This window comes from Geodermatophilus sp. SYSU D00710 (assembly GCF_054050195.1).
In genome coordinates, this window is sequence record NZ_JBJGYX010000010.1 from 100,564 (window position 1) to 118,550 (window position 17,987).

Below are 17,987 nucleotides of genomic sequence, written 5' to 3' on the forward strand. Positions count from 1 at the left end.
TCAGCTCACCGTCACGCTCGGGGAGGCGAGCTCGCCGCTCGTCGCGTCCGCCTCGAGCAGGCTCAGCGCACCGCCGGTCTCCACCCGCAGGAGATACGTGCCGGCAGCCAGCCCGGACGTCAGGAAGGAGACGACGCCGTCGCTCTCCGTCCACGCGGTCCACGTGCTGGACCCCTGGCCGGCGGTGCCGGTGAGGTGCAGAGCGACCGCCTGGCCGGCCATCGGGGCAGGCTCGACGACCAGCCGCACCCGCAGCGTGCCCTCGGCGCCGGCCTCGGTGGGCGGATCCGCGGTGCGCACCGCCGGCACCAGCGCGACCGGGATCACGTTCGAGGCGGGGCCGTCCCGGGTGCTCCCGTCGCGCAACGCGATCCGGTGCACGACCCGGACCGCCGCGACCCCGGCGCGCAGCCCCGAGGCGGCGTCGAAGGCCAGGGTGATCTCCGCGTCGGTGAGCGACTCCGCCGGGGGCCGCAGGGACGCCGCCCCCACCGTCACCCGTGTCTCGTCACCCCGCAGGGCCGAGCCGCGGATGATGATCCGCTCGCCGAACCGGACCACCGGCTGGGCCCGCGCTGCCGACCGGATTTCGGTGATCTGCGGTGCGCGGAGCCGGACGACCGTCACCTCGGGCGCCCGGGTGACGGGCAGCGCGGCGCCTGACCGGACCTGCGCGTCCAGCATCACCACCGACGCCCGGTACGCCACCGAGAGCCGGTGCCGCGCCTGGCCGTACATGCCCCACAGCCGGGAGAGCTCCTCGACGTCGAGCGGCAGCAGGGTCAGCCGCACGCGTTCCACCTGGTCGCTCAGGTCGGAGGCGGCGAGCACGTGCCCCTCGGGGAGCGCGGCGACGAAGTCGGCGATCTCGTCCCGCGAGAGCGCCGGGCCTTCGTTCAACCCGGTCAACACGAGCCCGGCCAGGCGTTCGGCGTCGTGCGTGCTCGGCGAGCCGACGAAGCTCAGCAGGTAGTGCAGGTCGACCGCGAGCCGCGGCGGGCGGGTGAGCGCGCCGCGGGTGTCGTGCTCCGGCAGGTGCTGGTTGCGGAGCTCGCCGTTCGGGAGGACCTGGTAGAGGTGCAGGTAGACGCCCGGCTTGCTGTCGTCCTGGGGCGGGGCGGCGACGACGTCCAAGCCGGAGAGCCGGGCGGCGTCGATGAGCGCCTGCATCCGGGAGCGGAGCACCCCGGTCACCGTCGCGATCGCCAGCGCGTTGCTCATCGCGGGTCCGACCGGGCGGCGAGGTAGTCGGCCAGCGGTGTCGGCGGCGCCGTCCCGCTCGGGCGTGCCGGCGGAGCGGCCGGCGGCCCCTCGGTGCGCACGATGACCCGGCCGATGCGGACCTCCACGGTGGGCAGCTCGACGGGCGCGGACGCGCGGGCCGGTGTCGGTGAAGCGGCCCGGCGAGGGGCCGGTGGCCGGGGGGGCTCCGGGCGGTCAGCTCGGGAGAGCTGCGCCGGCCGGACGAGCGGCTGGATCGGCGCGACGGCAGCGGGTGGCGTGGCCGGCGTCGGGACCGCCACCTCCCGGACGACGACGTGTTCGGTGTGCCGTTCCCGGATCACCTCGTGGACCGGGAGTGGCGGCGCCAGGACCGGGACCAGCGCCGGCACGACGACGGTCGCCGGCGGCGCCGGGTCCGGCGGGCCCGGCGGGTGTTCGGCGGGGACCGGGACGACGGCGGGCGACCGCGGCGGCTGCTCGGCCGCCCGCTCGGCGGGTCGGTCCGTGCGGACCTCGACCGGCGCGGGGGGTGCCGGTCGGGCTGGTCGGGCTGGTGGGGATGCGGGCGGAGGGAGGGTGGACTCGACCTGGTCGGTCGGCTCGGGCAGTCCGACGACCGCGTCGGCCGGACGGACCAGCGGGGTCGGCTCCGCCGCGGCGGCGAGGCCGGCGAGCAGCGTGCGCAGGTAGCTCACAGCGCCCCCACCAGCTCGAGATAGCTGCGCCGACGGGCCGGAGGGAGCGCGAGGATCGCGTCCTCGGACCAGCCGTAGACCCGGGCCAGCGTGTCGACCTCGGCCAGCAGGCGGCGACTGGCCACCTCGATCTCCCGCCACAGGAACGTCCCGATGTCGAAGCGCCCGTTCCAGCGGTTGCCGCAGCCGGCGCAGGCCATCTCCAGCAGCAGCTCGGCCTGCGAGTCCAGCCGGCCCATCCACGCGTCCACCTCGTGGGCGACCTCGACGGGCAGCTCCGTGGCGGCGACCGGCGAACCGCTCCGCTCCGCGTCGACCACGCAGCGGCGGGCCAGCGCCAGCCACGGGTCCGGCTCCCCGCCCACCGCCTGGAGGTCTGCCGTTCCCGGCAGCCGGAACCGCACCTGCCAGTCCCCGACAGCGACGCACGCCGGTCCGGCCGAGGCGGCCGGGTCGACGACCAGCGCGTCGACGTCCACGGCGAACTCCAACTGCTCCCCGCAGTCGGGGCAGACGACGAAGCACTCGGCCTGCGGGCCGAAGGTACTCCTGCGCAGCCGGAGCAGCGCGGCGTCGCGGCGCCCGAGCGGCGCGGCGGCGAGCTCGTCACCGTGGACGTCCGGCTCGGCCGCGCGCCACATGACCAACCCGCGGTCGATCGGGTCGCGGCCCTGGCCCTGCTCCCACACGTCGAGCAGTTGCGCGCCGGACAGCCCGACCTGCACGGCTACTCCGGAACCGTGAAGACCGGCTCGGTGGGCTCGGTGACCGCCACGTCGCGCACCCAGCCCTCGTTCTCGAGCTTCAACGTCTGGATCGCCACGGCGTTGCCGCTGGCGTCGAGTTCGGGCATCGCCTGGTACTCGCTCACCCAGCACCGGTAGATGTTGTAGGCCACGGCGAGCTGGCCGGCCTCGTTGTAGAGCTCGAGGATGATGTCCTTGCGGAAGTCACGCAGCGACACCTCGGCGCCCATGCCCGCGCCGTGGTTCCAGACCTTGTTGGCCCACTGCTCGAAGTCCCGGTCGTGCGTGACGCCGCGCTCGAGGGTGATCGCCTCGTACTTCGACTGGCCGGGCGCCCGTACGACCGTGCTCGGGTCGCCACCGCTGCGGTGGTCGATCACCTCGGTGGTCCTCTTCAGCGCACTCACCTTGCTCACCCCGGCCACGAAGCGGCCGTCCCACCGCACCCGGAACTTGAAGTTCTTGTACGGGTCGAAGCGCTGGGTGTTTACCGTGAACTGGGGCATGGTGGCGCGTTCCTCTCACTGCTCGGCCTGGGCGGCCAGCTGCTGCAACCTGATGATCACGAACTCGGCCGGCCTCAGCGGGGCGAATCCGACGATCACGTTGACGACGCCGCGGGCGACGTCGGAGTCGGTGGTGGTCTCCCCGTCGCAGCGGACGAAGTACGCCTGCTGCGGGGTGGTGCCGGCGAAGGCACCCTGCCGGAACAGCTGGTGCAGGAAGCTCCCGACGGACAGCCGCAGCTGAGCCCAGAGCCCCGGGCCGTTGGGCTCGAACACCGCCCAACGGCTGCCGCGCAGCAGGCTCTCTTCCAGGTGGAGCGCCAGCCGCCGGACCGGCACGTACTTCCACTCCGAGGTCTGCAGATCCGCGCCGTTCAGCGTCCGCGCGCCCCACACCACCTGCCCGTACACCGGGAAGGTGCGCAGGCAGTTGACCCCGAGGGAGTTCAGCACCCCCTGCTGCTCGTCGGTGAGCCGAGTGGCCAGCTCGGTGACGCCGCGCAGCGCGGCGTCGATCCCCGCGGGCGCCTTCCAGACGCCCCGTTGTGCGTCCGTGCGGGCCAGCACCCCGGCGACCACCCCGCAGGGCGGGAAATCGCGGAACCGGCCCTCCTGCAACGGGTCCGGCACCCGGACCCGCGGGTAATAGAGCGCGGCGTCGTCGCTGCGGACACCGAAGGCCGCGGCGCGGTCCCCGGCGCTCGCCGGGGCGGCCCACTCGTCGGGCGGGTCCACCAGCAGGAACGCCCGGTGCTTCGCGCAGAAGACGGCCGCCTTGTCCCAGAGGTCGCGAGCTGCCGCGTCGGCCTCCGACCACGACGGCAGCGGGAGGCATAGCAGGTTGAACAGGTCGGTCCGAGCGAGGGCGTGGATCCCGGTCGGGCCCGAGGGGTCGCCGAGGACGTCGGGCCCGAGGCGGGGCGTGCCACCGTCGCGGCCGCCGTGGAACCGGACCGGTTCTGCAACCGCGGCCGGCGCGGAGGCGGCCGCCACCCGGTCCAGGCGGGCCAGACGCGACTGCAACTCCAGCAGCCGACCCAACCAGCGCGGCGCGGTCGGGTCGGTACTGACCCCGTAGTGGACCTCCTCGGCGACGACGCCGGCGGCCGGGTCCCGCTCCGTGAGCGTCAGGTGGAAGGTGCCGAGCGCCGCCTCGTCGGTGGTGACCGTCGCGGTCACCCGGTCGCCCCAGCCGCCCGGGTCGGCGGCGCTCAGGTGCAGGAACTCGGTCACCAGCAGGAGATCGTTCTGCGACGACCCGTCGACGTCGCCGTCCGGCGGGACGCCTCCCCACGGGGTGCCGACGACCTCCGCCAGCCCCACGGGCGGGTCGGTCTCCGTTCGCAGGTCGCGGATCTTCTCGGCAGCCTCCGCCGGGCGCAGGTCTCTCGACGTGACCGTGTACTTCTTGTCGCCGGACGCCAGCGGGGTGCCGTCCGACCCGACCGCCGAGATCGTCAGGTCGAACGTGCCCGCCGCGGCGTCCGCATTCGCGACCGACGCTCGCAGCCGATCGAACCCGGCGAGCGCCTGGGCCTGGGTGGTGGGCCGCAGCCGCAGGCCGACGGGCACCGCGGCCCGGGCTGTCTCGGCGGCCGACCCGAACGTCACCGTGTGCCGCGCGTCCGGCCCGGGCGCGCTGGTAGCCGCACCGAGCGGCGGCAGGCCGGTGAGCGGCCCGCCCACGACCTCCGCCAACGCGGTGTCGTTGGCCTTCATCCCGCCGATCGTCGACGCCTGGTCGCCGCCCAGATCGACCTCACCCGTAACCCGATACGGGTTGCCGTCCTTCACCAGGATCGCGTCACTTGCGTCTTCGGCCTGCAGGGTCAGGGTGAACGTGTGGCCGGACGCCTTGTCGACGGTCGCGCGCAGGTGGTGGAAGCCGGTGAGCGCGGCCACCGCTGTCGGGACACGGAGCACCGTCCGGTCGCCGTTGGTCACGCGGACGATCAGTGCCTGGCCACCGCCGTTGAGGAAGTAGTGCCGTACCGCGTGACTCGCCGTGCTGTCGTGCCACAGTCCGCCGAACCGGGACTCGTACTCGGGCCAGCTCCCGATCTCGGTCGGACGATCCGCCGGGCCACGCAGCGCGGGACCGACGAAGGCGGTCAGGGAGGTCGCGACCCCCGTGATCGCGCGGCTGCCGCTCGGCAGTTCCAGGACGTGGACGCCCGGCGCGGTGGGTGCGGTCATGCTCGCCGCCTCTCCGCGGGACGTCGGCGGCTCAGGCCGCCGACGCCTGACCCGCGAACTGTTGGAACTGGAGGATCACGAACTCGGCCGGCCGCACCGGCGCAAAACCGACGATGATCCGGACCACCCCGGTGTCGACGTCGGCTTGTGTGGTCGTGGTGGCGTCGCAGCGGACCAGGTACGCCTCCCGCGGCGTCGTGCCGGCGAAGGCGCCGGACCGGAACAGGTCGTGCAGGAACGTCCCGATCGACAGCCGGAGCTGCGACCACAGCGGTTCGGCGTTGGGCTCGAACACTGCCCACTGCGTGCCCCGGGCAAGGGAGTTCTCGATGTGCAGCGCGAGCCGTCGGACCGGCAGGTACTTCCACTCCGACGCCATGACGTCGGCTCCCCGGCCCGTGCGGGCCCCCCACACCACCGGGCCCACCACAGTCAGGTCGCGCAGCCCGTTCACTCCGAGGGGGTTGAGCGCGGCGCTGTCGGCGTCGGTGAGAGGGAGCTCGAGCCCGTCCACCCCGACCAGGGCCGCCTCCGTGCCGGCGGGTGCCTTCCACACCCCGCGCTGGGCATCGGTACGGGCGAGGACCCCTGCGACCGCCCCGCACGGCGCGAACGGGCGGGTCAGGCCCTGCTGCAGCGGGTCGGGGCCGACGACGCGAGGGAAGTAGAAGGCCGCATTCGCGCTGCGGAGGTTCATCCGCCCGGTCAGCCGGGCCGCGGTGGCGGCGTCGCGCCACTCCTCGGGCGGGTCCACCAGGAGCACGGCCCGGTGGCGTTCGGCCCAGTCAAGGGCGTGGCTCCAGGTGCCCGGTGTGGTGGGCGTCGACCGGTCGATCGGGGGCACGCACAGCAGGTTGACCACGTCGGCGTGCTCGAGCGCGTCGATCGCCCGGCCGAGCTCCTCGTCGGTAGCCGCGGCGATGCTGCCGTCGGAGCCGCCACCGAGCTCCTGGCGGTCGACGGCGCGGGGGCGGCGCTGCGGCACACCGGCCGCCCGGGCGAGCCGGGACTGCTGCTCGAGAACGTGCCGGACGAACCGGCGCGCGGCCGGGTCGACGGACACCCGCGGAAAGGTCTCACGAGCGACGACGGCGCGGTCGACCCCGTCGACGGCCGCAGCCGCGGGGTCGATCTCCTCGATCGTGAGGTGAAAGGTGGCGTCGTCGGTCGTCGCGGTGACCGTGCCGGGGGTGCCGTGGGAGACGGTGACCCGCACGTTGCGGCCCCAGCTGCCCGGGTCGGCGGCGGTGAGGGCCAGCGAGCCCGCTCCCGAACCGGCCGGGAGGTCTGCGGATGCCGGCTCGGCCCCGGCGCCCACCCGGGAGACGACGGCGTGCCCGCCGCCGTTGTCGAAGAACTGCGCCACCGCATAACCCAGCTCCGACCCGGCCCACAACCCGCCGAACTGGCGCCGGAAGTCGCTCCAGCTCGTGCACGACACGGGCTCGTCGACGGGCCCGCGCAGCGCGCGTCCCACGAAGGCCGTGACGGACGTGGAAGCGGAAGGGATCGTCCGGGCGCCCCCGGGCGCCTCCTCGACATAGACCCCAGGCCAGGAGGTGACGACTGGCATGGCCCCCCCTCGTGTCGGCGGGAGCCTATCCGCGGCTCGGGCACCCGACCAGGGCCATGGGGCTCGACGCGCGTCCTCCGACCACCCGACCCGGGCTGCCACAACGCTGTTCGCCGCAAACAGCGCGGCGGCGTGCCCTGCAACAAGCCGGTGCTGCGTCGACCGATTGAATCCGCCCTGGCTGCCGCGGTCGGTGTGATGCACCGTTCCGGCCGCGGGTCGGCGGCTGGTGATGGCCATCCCGACGGCGTCGAGCACCACGCGGCTGGGAGATGTCGGCGACCCACAACTGGTTCGGCGCGGTGGCGGTGAAGTCGTGTTCGACCCGGTCCGGCGCGGTCGCCGTCGAGGCGGCCCGGCGGCCGTACTTGCCGCGCCGCCGGCGGTGCACTCCTTCGATGGCGCCCAGGCGCATCAGCCGGGCGACCCGCTTGCGATGGCCCACTCCGCACGCGCATGGAAAGCGCTCAACGTGCGGTCAGCATCGAACACGCCTTGTAGACGGGGTGGCCGCGTACACCGTGGTCAATCTCAGCGACCTTAGTTCATGTGGCCGCTCGAGCATGGGGACCGGCTCCCAGCACGTCGTCGCTTCGGGTCAGTGGCCTGCATTCCATGGTCAAGTGGAGGTTGCCGACAGTCAGTGGTGGCGCTTATCAGGGGAAGGCGTTTGCCATTCGATTCCTGATATCCTTGCCGACGCCATCTGTTGATGGTCAAGCGCTCCTGACGTCACTCTCGCACCTGACAATATCGTGCCGTTCATGACTGCGAGTCTGAAGTCTGCGTCGATCAGCCAAGCACCCGCCATATTGGCGAAGGAGAGGTTGGCAGACAGTAGATTGGCTGCGCCGAGTTGGGCATTGCTGAGGTCGGCACTGTGTAGACGTGCCTTTTCCAATATTGCATCCTGTAGTTGAGCCCCCGCCAGATTAGCGTTGGAGAGGTCGGCATATGTCAGGTCGGCACCCGAGAGGACGGCGCCGGACAGGTTCGAATTCTGCAGTTCGGCGAGCAATAGATTTGCGCGGTCAAGTCGGGCACCGTTCAAGTTCGAGTTGTTCAACAGCGCGCCACGGAGATCGGCTGCCTTCCCATAGTAGTCCGGGTCGGAAAGGTTGCCACCAGCGAGATTGGTCTCTGTCAAGTCGATGGAGCCTTCGTCCACCGTCGGACGCCGGCGTCGCAGAACAGTAAGGACGGCCTGTACGTCTTGCGTCGGACCTTTGAGATCTGAGCCACCTGATGTGGGCTCGGGTGAGCATGGCGTGCGCTCGCGGACATATGCGGCGAGGGTTTCCACAATGGTCGGTTGGTCGGAAGGGCTGTCCCGCATCAACCGCTCGAGCGCATATATGCCTCCGAGGCGCACTTCTGGCCTTTCGCTCCCTAGCAGCTGGATAGCCGCGGCGTAGCGCTGAGTGATCTGCCCCTCTCGACTGAGTCGATAGGTGCGTGCGGTGTAGGCGAGCCCTCCCAGTGCGCCTGCGGCCGCCAAGATAGCCACCAGGCTATTGCGAGTTTGAGCGATTGCCTGGTGCCGAGCTGCGGCGTCTGCGATCTCCGGGTGTCTGGTCAACGTTGATGGGAGTATGCCGATGACGTAGACAACCGCCGCGATGCCGATCAAGGCCAGATAGCCAAGCAGCAGAAGGCGCCGCCGTCGAAGGCGTATTCGAATCGGATCGCGGCGCCGGGAAGTGCCGGGAGGCCCGGTCTTCACTCGAAGAGGCGGCGCTACCAGTGACCCAACCATCACTACCAAGCCCACGATCACGGCGACAACCGTCCAGCCAACGCTCACGGCGTCTTGTGTAGCGCAGTTACCAACAGGCGCGGCAGGCCGCCGAGCACGGACGCGGCCGACGGGCCGGTGCTGCCGACCTCGCCGGCCCGGGCTGGTTGCCCTGCTCGACCGCGCGCCGACGCGAGCCTTCGTCGATGCTGCTCGCGCCGCTGATCGCATCCGACCGCCACCGCCGGCGACCTTGTCGACTCGGTGCGGGTGCCTGGCAAAGACGGCCAGTGGGAGCGGGCCGCAGCGCCTGGGTGTGCACTGGCACACGCTGCGCAAGCGTGTGCACCGCGCCGCCGCCCCCTCGACCGCGACCTGGACCACGCTGGCGGCCGAGCCGAGCTGTGGATAGCTCTGCATCTGCCACGCGAGCCGCCGGACCAGCCCTCTTCAGGCCAGCAGTGACCAGCCCAGCGCTCGGGCTGTGGCGAGGGACACGTCTGCTTGAGCCCTGGTTGCGGTCGACTACCTGTTCCGCGCCGGCTTCGATCGAGAGGCCCTCATTCGCCGGGAGGATGCGGGCCATAGCGGCACGGCGAACCTTCCGACGCAAGTGTCTCGCGGGAAAACCTGAACGCTTCCCGCAGTGGAGCGGGTGACGGGAATCGAACCCGCACAGGGTGACGTCCCAGGAAGTGGTGTAGCTGGTCGGAAGTCCTGAGCTCGTCGGCGAAGTGCTGGCGTGCGAGGGGCCACCGCGTGGATGTTCTGCGTGTTCCCGCCAAGGTTCACTCAGAGAAAGGCCACGCGATGGCCCTGGACCAGTCTGCCCTGCTCGAGCTGCTGGAGGCACTGAAAGCCGCCGATGTCGATGACCGCATCCGTTCGGCGGCCACCACGATCTACCAGGCGCTGATCGAGGCCGAGCTGACCGCGGTGATCGGCGCCGCGCCGCATGAGCGCACCGAGACCCGCACCGCGCAGCGCAACGGCTCCCGCCCGCGCACCCTGACAACGACCGCCGGAGACCTGGAGCTGCGGATCCCGAAGCTGCGCGCCGGCTCGTTCTTCCCCTCGTTGCTGGAGCGCCGGCGGCGGATCGACCAGGCGCTGTTCGCGGTGGTGATGGAGGCCTATCTGCACGGCGTCTTGACGCGAAAGGTCGACGACTTGGTCCGGGCGCTGGGCGCCGACACCGGCATCTCCAAGTCCGAGGTGTCCCGGATCTGCGCCGACCTGGACGAGGAAGTGGCCGCCTTTCGCGACCGCAGCCTGGCCGAGCAGGCCTTCCCGTACGTGTTCCTCGACGCGACCTACTGCAAGGCGCGAGTCAACCGCCGGGTGGTCTCCCAGGCGGTGGTGATCGCCACCGGGGTGGCCGCTGACGGGCATCGCGAGGTGCTCGGGTTCGCCGTCGGCGACAGCGAGGACGGCGCGTTCTGGACGGCGTTCCTGCGCACCCTGAAGGCCCGCGGGCTGGCCGGGGTCCAGCTAGTCATCTTCGATGCCCACACCGGCCTGAAGGCCGCCATCGCCGCCGTGCTGCTGGCGCCGGTTGGCAGCGGTGCCGGGTGCACTTCATGCGCAACGTCCTGGCGCGGGTTCCGAAGGGCAACGCCGAGATGGTCGCCGCGGCCATCCGCACCATCTTCGCCCAGCCCGACGCCGAGCACGTGCACTCCCAGCTCGACGTCATCGCCGGCATGCTCGGCCGGCAGTTCCCCCAGGTCGAAGCGATGCTGCGCGAGGCGGCCGACGAACTGCTGGCCTTCACCGGCTTCCCGATCGGGCACTGGAAAAAGATCTGGTCGACCAATCCGCTGGAACGGCTGAACAAGGAAATCAAGCGCCGCACCGACGTCGTCGGCGTCTTTCCCAACCCCGCCGCGCTGCTGCGCCTGGCCGGAGCGGTGCTGGTCGAGGCCCACGACGAGTGGCAGGTGAGCGATCGCCGCTACCTCTCCGAAGGTTCCATGGCCTGCTCAACCAACCCGACGAGGAGGTGGCGCAGCCCGCCCTGATCGCGTCATAGTCCAACCCGCAGAACCTCCACCCGGCCGCGAGCTACACCACCGGGCGGGACGTCACCCCCGCACAGTCAGCTTCGAAGGCGGGATTTTGCAGCGGTATCTTGGCTGTCAGCGCCAAGTCGGGCGGATGCCGTGCCTTCCGCTCGCCTTGAGCGCCATGGGTGGGCTGGAAGAGCGACGACTCGACCTGGACCACCCCATCCCGGGGCCGCCGAACGACGGAGGTCCAGTACGGGCCCGATGGACGCTGCGCCTTGCGCCGGTAATCGCTCAGTGACGGAACGTCGTCGCCGCGGGGGAGTCGGCCGGTCGGCGCACGGAGTGCTGGTGCGCGACGGTCGGCCGCACGACCCTTCCGTCGCCGAGCAACAGCCGGCGGGGGGACGTGGGCACGTGTGCGCATCGCCGTCCTCCGCCGTGGGCCGAGGAAGTGGCGCTGTGGGAACCGGATCCGTGTATCCCGGACGGGGGCCGACGCCTCCACTGATCGGGGGTGCTCCGCGATCGGGGACGCCGGAACCGTTCCTCCACGCCGGCGGCGGGGACGCACCTCCCGGACGACCGCTCATCTATCACCGCTAGGAGACCGCCATGACGGAGAACGCCCGCCACTACTGCATCGCCATCGCGTCGCAGCCGACGGAGATGCAGACCAAGGCAGCGCTGATCGAGCAGTTCCAGTGGCAGCCGGGCACCCAGGTGCGGGTGTCGTTCCTCGAGGGCGAGTCCTCGCTGAAGGACCGGGTGCGTTCGGTCGCCGAGGAGTGGGTCGGACCGTCCATGGCCAACCTGGAGCTCCAGTTCGTCGACGACGGCGACCAGCAGGCCGACGTCCGCATCAGGTTCGTCCACGGCAACGGGTCCTGGTCGTACCTGGGAACGGTTGCCCACGACATCGCCGTCGGCGAGCCGACCATGAACTACGGATGGCTGACGCCCGACTCGGACGACGACGAGCTGCGGCGGGTCGTCCTGCACGAGTTCGGCCACGCGCTCGGACTCATCCACGAGCACCAGAACCCGCTGCGTCCCATCAACTGGAACCGGGCCGCGGTGATCGCCGACCTCTCGGGCCCGCCGAACAACTGGGACGAGGGGACCATCGAGAACAACATCTTCAAGCGCTACGAGCCCGAGGAGCTCAACGCGACCAACCTCGACCCGCAGTCGATCATGATGTACCCGATCCCGGCGTCCTGGACGACCGACGGCTTCTCCGTCGGCCTCAACGGCGAGCTCTCCGGCACCGACATGGAGTTCATCCATAAGGCATACCCGTGGTGACGCCTGGGGCGGCGCCCCAAGTCGACGACTACGCGCTGGTCGTCGGTATCTCGCGCTATTCGGAACCGGAGTTCTTCCCCGATCTGCAGGGGCCGGACAACGACGCGAGCGCGGTCCGGGACTGGTTGATCGACGAAGACGGCGGGCATGTGCCGCCCGGCAACGTCGTAGTGCTGCGGACGGCGGACTTCGAATCGCTGAGCAGCGATCCGCAGCCCGCCAGTGCGCGGATCCGCCAGGAGCTGGTAAGCCTGGCCCGGCGGACGAAGAAGCGACCGGGACGGCGGCTATACCTCTACTTCTCCGGTCACGGGTTCGCGCCGAAACTGGAGGAGGCGGCCGTCTTCACAGCCGACGCGACCCGCGAGGAATTCGCGCATGTTTACGTGCACGACTACCTGCGCTGGTTCAGGACCGCGCAGCGCTTCCAGGAGTCAGTCCTCTGGGTGGACGCCTGCATGAACTTTATGCAGTCCGTGCCCCCGCAGCCGGTGCCCATGGGAGTCCAGATCGGCACGGCTGTCCCGGGGCCTGCGTTCATCGCGCTCGCGGCGCAGACCAAACGGGCACTCGAAGCCGAGATGGTCGACGGGCAGGTCCACGGCGTCTTCACCTGGACGCTACTCGAGGGTCTGCGCGGGCGCGCCGCGAACCGCCGCGCTCGGGTCACGGGCAAGAGCCTCGAGAGCTTCCTCCACAACGCGATGGCCGAAGCACTTCCTGATGGCGTGCGGACCTCGTCCGCAGTCGACCTGCACCCCTTCATCCGCGCCGACGAGGGCCTTGAGTTCAAGCGCCTGCACGAGCGCCCGAGCCTGGAGGTGAAGCTGCATATCCCGGCGGCCGCCGCCGGCGAAGAGCTGCGCATATGGTCCGGCTCGCCGCATCAGCGCGCACTCACCGCGACGCTGGGCGGGCCGGAGTGGTCGGGCGGGCTGGTCCGTGGGCTCTACGTGGCGGAGGTGCCAGCCGCAGGACTGCGTGACGGCTTCCAGGTCACCGGAGCCGGCCCCGTCGAGGCGACGATCGATCGCAGGGGTCCGGCGGTCGAGCCCGCCGCCGGTTCCGAACTGTTCGACCTGGAGGTAACCACGTCGAATCCAGCCACAACGGTTGTCGTGATTGACGATGAGTTCGGGTGGGTGGCGAGCGGTACTGGTGGCCTCCGCGGGCGGGAAAGTCCTGGGGTCTACAAGCTCAGGGCACAGATTGGCCGGGACATGACGACGTCTTCAGAGGAAGTTGTGCTCCTCGACCGGGATCTCGTCCTCGACGGCATGGGCCTCGTGCCTGTCTTGGAGTCCCCGGCACCTCTGGACGCCGGTGTACCGGTGAACCAGCACCATGCCGAGTTGTTCAGGGAGGCTGCGGATCCCATGCGCCCGTCCGGGGATGGTGCTCAGACGCCGGCTGCGTCGATCTCGGTGATGGTGCGCTACTGGGCGCCGGTGAGCGAGCAAGCGAACCTCCCACACCCCATGAAGGGACTGGGGTACGTCGCTGCGGAGGGTGCCACGGTGACCGATCTTGCCGAGCGGAGCGAGGTCCAGGACGAGCGCGACGACCCGATTGCCGTCTGGCAGCAGCCGGTCGATCCGGGGACTCATTTCCTGCGCCAGGAGTTGGACCGGGCCACTTACGAGGCCGCCTTCACCGTTTCGCCAGGCTGGCTCACACAGGTGGTGCTGCGACGGACCGCGGGCCTTGGCGGGGCCTGGCGCGACGAGGACCGCCCGACGTCCGGCGACGTCCTCGAGCCGGATGATCTCGCGCTGTTCATGCGGAAGGAGAAACTGAGCACGGGTGGCAGCGGGGACGACGTCCTCGAGGCCGCACGCCTGGCCCTCGTCCACGGGCGCAACGTCTTCTCAGGTGGACAAGGAGAAGTCTTGCGCCGGGTGCTACTCGAGGAGCATCCGGACCCTATAGCGACCATCATTGGATGTCACTTGCTCCTCCGGACAATCTCTCAGGAGCGCTGGACCGGTGTCCCGCTCGGCGACGTCTACGACACGGCGGTCCTGCGGCTGCGGGACCTCCTCGGTCGCAATCACCCTGACGTAGAAGCGTTGTCGTTGCGCTGTAACGATGGCCGGCTTCGGGCCACGGACCCGTTCACGGCCCCGCCGTCGTTCACCGCGAGCTGGCAGCTGATCGTCGAAGCCTCGTACGACCGGCCGGACCTCGTCTCCCAGCAGGTCTGGGAGCGGGTACACGCATCCACGCGCCTGGGTCCGTTCCTGGTGTGGGCCGTCGACGATGCAACAAAGTCCGCGCACGCGGCACAACTGCAGGCATGGCTGGACGGGTACAAGCGGGCAGGACGACAGCGACCGACGCCCGCGCGAGAGGCGCAGCCGGCTGCGGTCGGAGCTCAAGCAGAGTTCCCAGCGCCCACGTTCTCGCTGCAGACTGGATTCCTTCCGGCGCCTCGGGACGCGCGGTCAGTGCCGCTCAAGGTCCGGGACGCGGCCCGACGCCTCGGCATACCTGCGACAGCCGCAGCGCACCTCTGGCGTGGCCACGGGGAGGGCGGCTGAGCGGGCCGGACCAGGGCGTCGGCCCGGCGTTCGAGTTCGCCCTGACGCCGGGCTTGGCCCTGTCGTTCCAGCGGTATCCCCTGACCGGGACGTCGGTGCTGCACGAGCTGCCGCGCAGCTGGGGGGCGCTTCCCGTCGTCGACACGGAGGAGGCGGGACGGCTGCTGCTCCCCGTTCCCGACGGGGAGGGGGTCTGGCTCGGCCTGCTGCCGGACAGGGGATCCCCGGCGCGGGAGATCCAGGTGGCCGCGGCGCTGTCATCGCAGGGGGTCGTCGACGTCGCGACCGGGCAGGCGGTCAGGCAGTCCGCGGGCTGGCGTCCCGTCCCGTCGTTGCGCTCGGTGCCGGGCATCGCCCGCGGAGAGAACTCCTGGTGGCCGCTGTCCAGGGCCGCCCGCGCCGCGGGTACGCCGGCGTGCGAGGAGCTGACCGTCCGGCTCCGCCCGGGCGCCGCTGCGAAACCCCGCCCGGAGGTGTCGGTGCGCGTCTCGTTCGTCGACCCGGTGGAGTGGGAGGAACGGACGGGACACGCCGTCCCGCCGCTCCGGCCCGACGCCCCGTACGGAGGCTGGCGACTGCCCTGATCCGCCGAGCGTGCCGTGACTAGATGACCGATTCCAAGGGGTCTGCCTGGCTTGAGTGAGTCGGGCGAGGGTGCCCACGCTGGCGTTGCTAATCCAACGTCAGACCTCGGAGGTCCTCGTGGACGCCGACCTGGACACCCTCGCCACGGCACTCTATGTACGCACCGACGACCTGCTGAAGGCCTTTCCCGATCACGCCCCGGCCCGGCCCGCGATCGGCATCCAGCCGCGGATCAGCGACGCTGAGATGATCACCCTGGCGGTGATGCAGGCCCTGCTGGGCCGCACCAGCGAGGCCCGCTGGCTGCGCTACGCCCGCGCCGAACTGCGCCCGCTGTTTCCCTATCTGCCCCAGCAGCCCGGCTACAACAAGCGGCTGCGCGCCCTGACCGACACGCTGCGCTGGCTGATCGGCGTGCTGGCCCGCGACACCAGCCTGTGGGCCGACGACGTGTGGGTGGTCGACTCCACCCCGGTCGAATGCGCCCGCTCGGTGGACGCGGTGCACCGCTCGGCGCTGGCCGGCTGGGCCGAGTACGGCTACTGCGCCAGCCACTCCCGGCTGTTTTGGGGGCTGCGGCTGCATCTGCTGTGCACCCTGCACGGCCTGCCGGTCGGCTTCGCCGTCTCCGGCGCCAAGGCCGACGAACGGCAGGTGCTGCTCGGCATCCTGGCCGCCGACCCCGCACCGACCGAGCAGCACGCCGGGCAGACGCTTATCGCCGACAAGCACTACTACGGCCGCGCCTTCGAAGACACGCTGGCCGCCGAGGGCATCACCCGGCTGTGCGCCGCCCGCGCCAAGGAGAAACCCCGCTCCGGCGCCCATCTGCTCAAGCCGCTGCGTCAGGTGATCGAGTCGATCAACGACACCCTCAAAGGACAGCTCGACCTCGAACAACACGGCGGTCACACACCCGCCGGGGTCTGGGTGCGCATCCTGCAACGCGTCCTCGCCCTGACCGCCGCCATCTGGCACAACGACCGGATCGGCGCGCCGACCCCACGGTCACTGCTCGCCTATGACCACTGACCCTTGGAATGGGTCATCTAGCGGGTTCCGGTCACTCCCGGGACGACGAACGCTAGTGCGCCTGTGCCCCACAGGTCCCCCGCCGCAGTGTCCGGGCGTCGTTGAGCTTGGCGGAGGCGGTTTTATGGCGGTCCGTACGTCTGTCGAATGAGGACCCGGCCGTCCGGCGAGAAGCAGCAGAACCCGACCGAGAGGCCCATGAGCGCCTCCCACTTGTCCGGGCCCAGCTTGGTCTCCACGGTGCGGTCGATCCTCACCGAGCAAACTGATCCGAAAATCCCCCGGGCCGGTGGTCAGGCGGCGGGGTTGAGGGTCACGGAGTAGCTGAGCGCCTGGAGCTCGCGGATGTGCTGGCGGACCTTGCGTTCGGGATTGGTGCGGGTGGCGTAGTGGTCCGGGCCGAGGTCGACGAAGTGGGCGTCATCGTCGGAGAGCAGCGCCCAGACGATGACGAGGATCGATCGTCCGACCGCCACGATCGCGCGGTTCTTGCCGCGGCGTCGGGCGATCCGTCGTAGCGCTCGCCCAGGAAGGTGTCGGTGCGAGCGGCGCCGATCGCGGCCTCACCGAGAACGCGGGCCAGGTAGCGGTTGCCGTGGCCGGTGCCGGCGTTGCCCTTCTTGCGGCCGGCGGATTCGCTGACTCCGGGGGCGAAGCGGGCCCAGGAGGTCAGATGCGCCGGAGTCGAGAACCGAGCCATGTCGAGGCCGACCTCGGCCAGGATCGCCTGCGCGGCCGTGGGGCCGACTCCCGGGATGTCATCGAGGCGGGCCACCGCCCGGGCGAAAGGGGCGATCTGGGCGTCGATCCGTTCCTGCACCGTGGCCACATCGGCGGTGATCGCATCCACCCGTCGCAGCATCTGGCTCAGCAAGAACGCGTGATGGTCGGTAAATCGGCCGGTCAGCGCCTCGGTCAGCCGTTCGGTCTTGTTGCGCAGAGTGCCGCGGGCCAGGTTCGCGAGCACCGCCGGATCGCGTTTGCTGGCGATGAGGGCGGCCATCATGGCCCGGCCGGAGACGCCGAACAGGTCGCTGACCACGGCCGAGAGCTTGACCAGGGCGTCCTCGAGCAGCTTCTCCACTCGCTGCTTCTCCGCGGTGCGTTCGGCGAGTAGGTCGACGCGGTAGCGGGTCAGATCGCGCAGCTCTCGGATCGCCGGCGGCGGCACGAAGCTGGGACGCAGCATCTGCCGCTCGGCGACCTTGCACAGCCAGACCGCGTCCAGCCGGTCGGTCTTGGGCCGCCCGGGCAGGTGCTTGACGTCCTTGGCGTTGACCAGCCAGGTCTCGAAGCGGTCCTCCAACAGATAGAACGGTGCGCGCCAGTAGTCGCTGGTCGCCTCCATCACCACCCGGGTCACCCCGAGGCCAGCCTCCAGTCGCCCAGCGCCAGCAGGGCGGCGGTCATCGTGGAAGTAGTGCGGACCTCCTGCATCCGCTGCCCGTCAGGACCGGGGGATCCGCACGCAACAGACCACCTCGGCCTTGCCGACATCCAAGGCCGCGACCCGCTCAATCAGCTCGGGCTCGTCGGCTTCGACCTGCATGACCCTCGCCTCCTCATCTGGAGGCGGTCGCCCGTAGGAGCTGCAGGGAACGGCGAATTTGATCCTCGTGCTCGAAGCACACGCAACGGCCCACAGCACAGCTCCCGGCGCCCAACTATGGGACGGCCTCACACGACCAAGTGAGCACGACGTCAACGGGCGGCCTGAAGTGACCCCCGTCAGGCGGACGCCTCGTTCTGTGTCGTGAGCATCTTCTCGAAGTCGGCCGGGCTGAGGTTGTCCAGCCGGCTGTGCCGGCGCCGTGGGTTGTAGAAGCCCTCGATGTAGCTGA

At 70.7% G+C, this 17,987-nt stretch carries 13 protein-coding genes and 1 pseudogene; 5 read left to right on the forward strand and 9 right to left on the reverse strand.

All coding sequences use genetic code 11. The features are described 5' to 3' along the window. The 7 genes from ACI78U_RS07035 to ACI78U_RS07065 form a co-directional block, all read right to left on the reverse strand. Positions 1 to 1,221, reverse strand: coding sequence for a DUF4255 domain-containing protein (locus tag ACI78U_RS07035; RefSeq protein ID WP_456874570.1), 1,221 nt, complete (start codon positions 1,219 to 1,221; stop codon positions 1 to 3). Continuing rightward, positions 1,218 to 1,919, reverse strand: coding sequence for a hypothetical protein (locus ACI78U_RS07040; RefSeq protein WP_456874571.1), 702 nt, complete (start codon positions 1,917 to 1,919; stop codon positions 1,218 to 1,220). Before ACI78U_RS07040 ends, ACI78U_RS07035 begins: the two co-directional genes overlap by 4 nt. After that, positions 1,916 to 2,644, reverse strand: coding sequence for a T4 family baseplate hub assembly chaperone (locus ACI78U_RS07045; protein WP_456874572.1), 729 nt, complete (start codon positions 2,642 to 2,644; stop codon positions 1,916 to 1,918). Before ACI78U_RS07045 ends, ACI78U_RS07040 begins: the two co-directional genes overlap by 4 nt. Positions 2,645 to 2,646: 2 nt before the next feature. Then, a complete protein-coding gene (locus ACI78U_RS07050; protein WP_456874573.1) occupies positions 2,647 to 3,171 on the reverse strand; it encodes a phage tail protein in 525 nt (174 codons plus the stop codon). Between the two features lie 15 nt (positions 3,172 to 3,186). Then, positions 3,187 to 5,367: a phage tail sheath family protein gene (locus tag ACI78U_RS07055; protein WP_456874574.1), complete on the reverse strand. Its 2,181-nt coding sequence runs from the start codon at positions 5,365 to 5,367 to the stop codon at positions 3,187 to 3,189. A gap of 31 nt (positions 5,368 to 5,398) precedes the next feature. Continuing rightward, positions 5,399 to 6,808 carry a phage tail sheath family protein gene (locus ACI78U_RS07060; RefSeq protein ID WP_456874575.1) on the reverse strand — a complete coding sequence of 470 codons (1,410 nt, stop codon included), beginning with the start codon at positions 6,806 to 6,808 and terminating at the stop codon, positions 5,399 to 5,401. 772 nt (positions 6,809 to 7,580) lie between these two features. Next, complete coding sequence (locus ACI78U_RS07065; RefSeq protein WP_456874576.1) at positions 7,581 to 8,744, reverse strand: pentapeptide repeat-containing protein; 1,164 nt, start codon at positions 8,742 to 8,744, stop codon at positions 7,581 to 7,583. A gap of 741 nt (positions 8,745 to 9,485) precedes the next feature. On the opposite strand from ACI78U_RS07065, the pseudogene ACI78U_RS07070 reads away from it, so the two are divergent. From ACI78U_RS07070 to ACI78U_RS07090, 5 genes and pseudogenes are all read left to right on the forward strand, one after another. Then, positions 9,486 to 10,696, forward strand: a pseudogene (locus tag ACI78U_RS07070) (IS256 family transposase). A 600-nt stretch (positions 10,697 to 11,296) separates the two neighbouring features. Further along, positions 11,297 to 11,989, forward strand: coding sequence for a matrixin family metalloprotease (locus ACI78U_RS07075; RefSeq protein ID WP_456874577.1), 693 nt, complete (start codon positions 11,297 to 11,299; stop codon positions 11,987 to 11,989). Then, positions 11,983 to 14,529, forward strand: coding sequence for a caspase family protein (locus ACI78U_RS07080; RefSeq protein WP_456874578.1), 2,547 nt, complete (start codon positions 11,983 to 11,985; stop codon positions 14,527 to 14,529). The genes ACI78U_RS07075 and ACI78U_RS07080 overlap by 7 nt, the downstream gene beginning before the upstream one ends. A 53-nt stretch (positions 14,530 to 14,582) precedes the next feature. Then, on the forward strand, positions 14,583 to 15,113 hold the full coding sequence (locus tag ACI78U_RS07085) for a hypothetical protein (RefSeq protein WP_456874579.1): 531 nt from the start codon (positions 14,583 to 14,585) through the stop codon (positions 15,111 to 15,113). 118 nt (positions 15,114 to 15,231) lie between these two features. Then, entirely contained in the window at positions 15,232 to 16,146 is a 915-nt protein-coding gene (locus ACI78U_RS07090) for an IS982 family transposase (RefSeq protein ID WP_456874580.1), read from the forward strand. Between the two features lie 122 nt (positions 16,147 to 16,268). On the opposite strand, the gene ACI78U_RS07095 is transcribed toward ACI78U_RS07090, so the two are convergent. Both ACI78U_RS07095 and ACI78U_RS07100 read right to left on the reverse strand, forming a co-directional pair. After that, entirely contained in the window at positions 16,269 to 16,403 is a 135-nt protein-coding gene (locus ACI78U_RS07095; protein WP_456874581.1) for a hypothetical protein, read from the reverse strand. Between the two features lie 56 nt (positions 16,404 to 16,459). Continuing rightward, a complete protein-coding gene (locus ACI78U_RS07100; protein ID WP_456874582.1) occupies positions 16,460 to 17,509 on the reverse strand; it encodes an IS110 family RNA-guided transposase in 1,050 nt (349 codons plus the stop codon). Positions 17,510 to 17,987 lie beyond the last annotated feature (478 nt).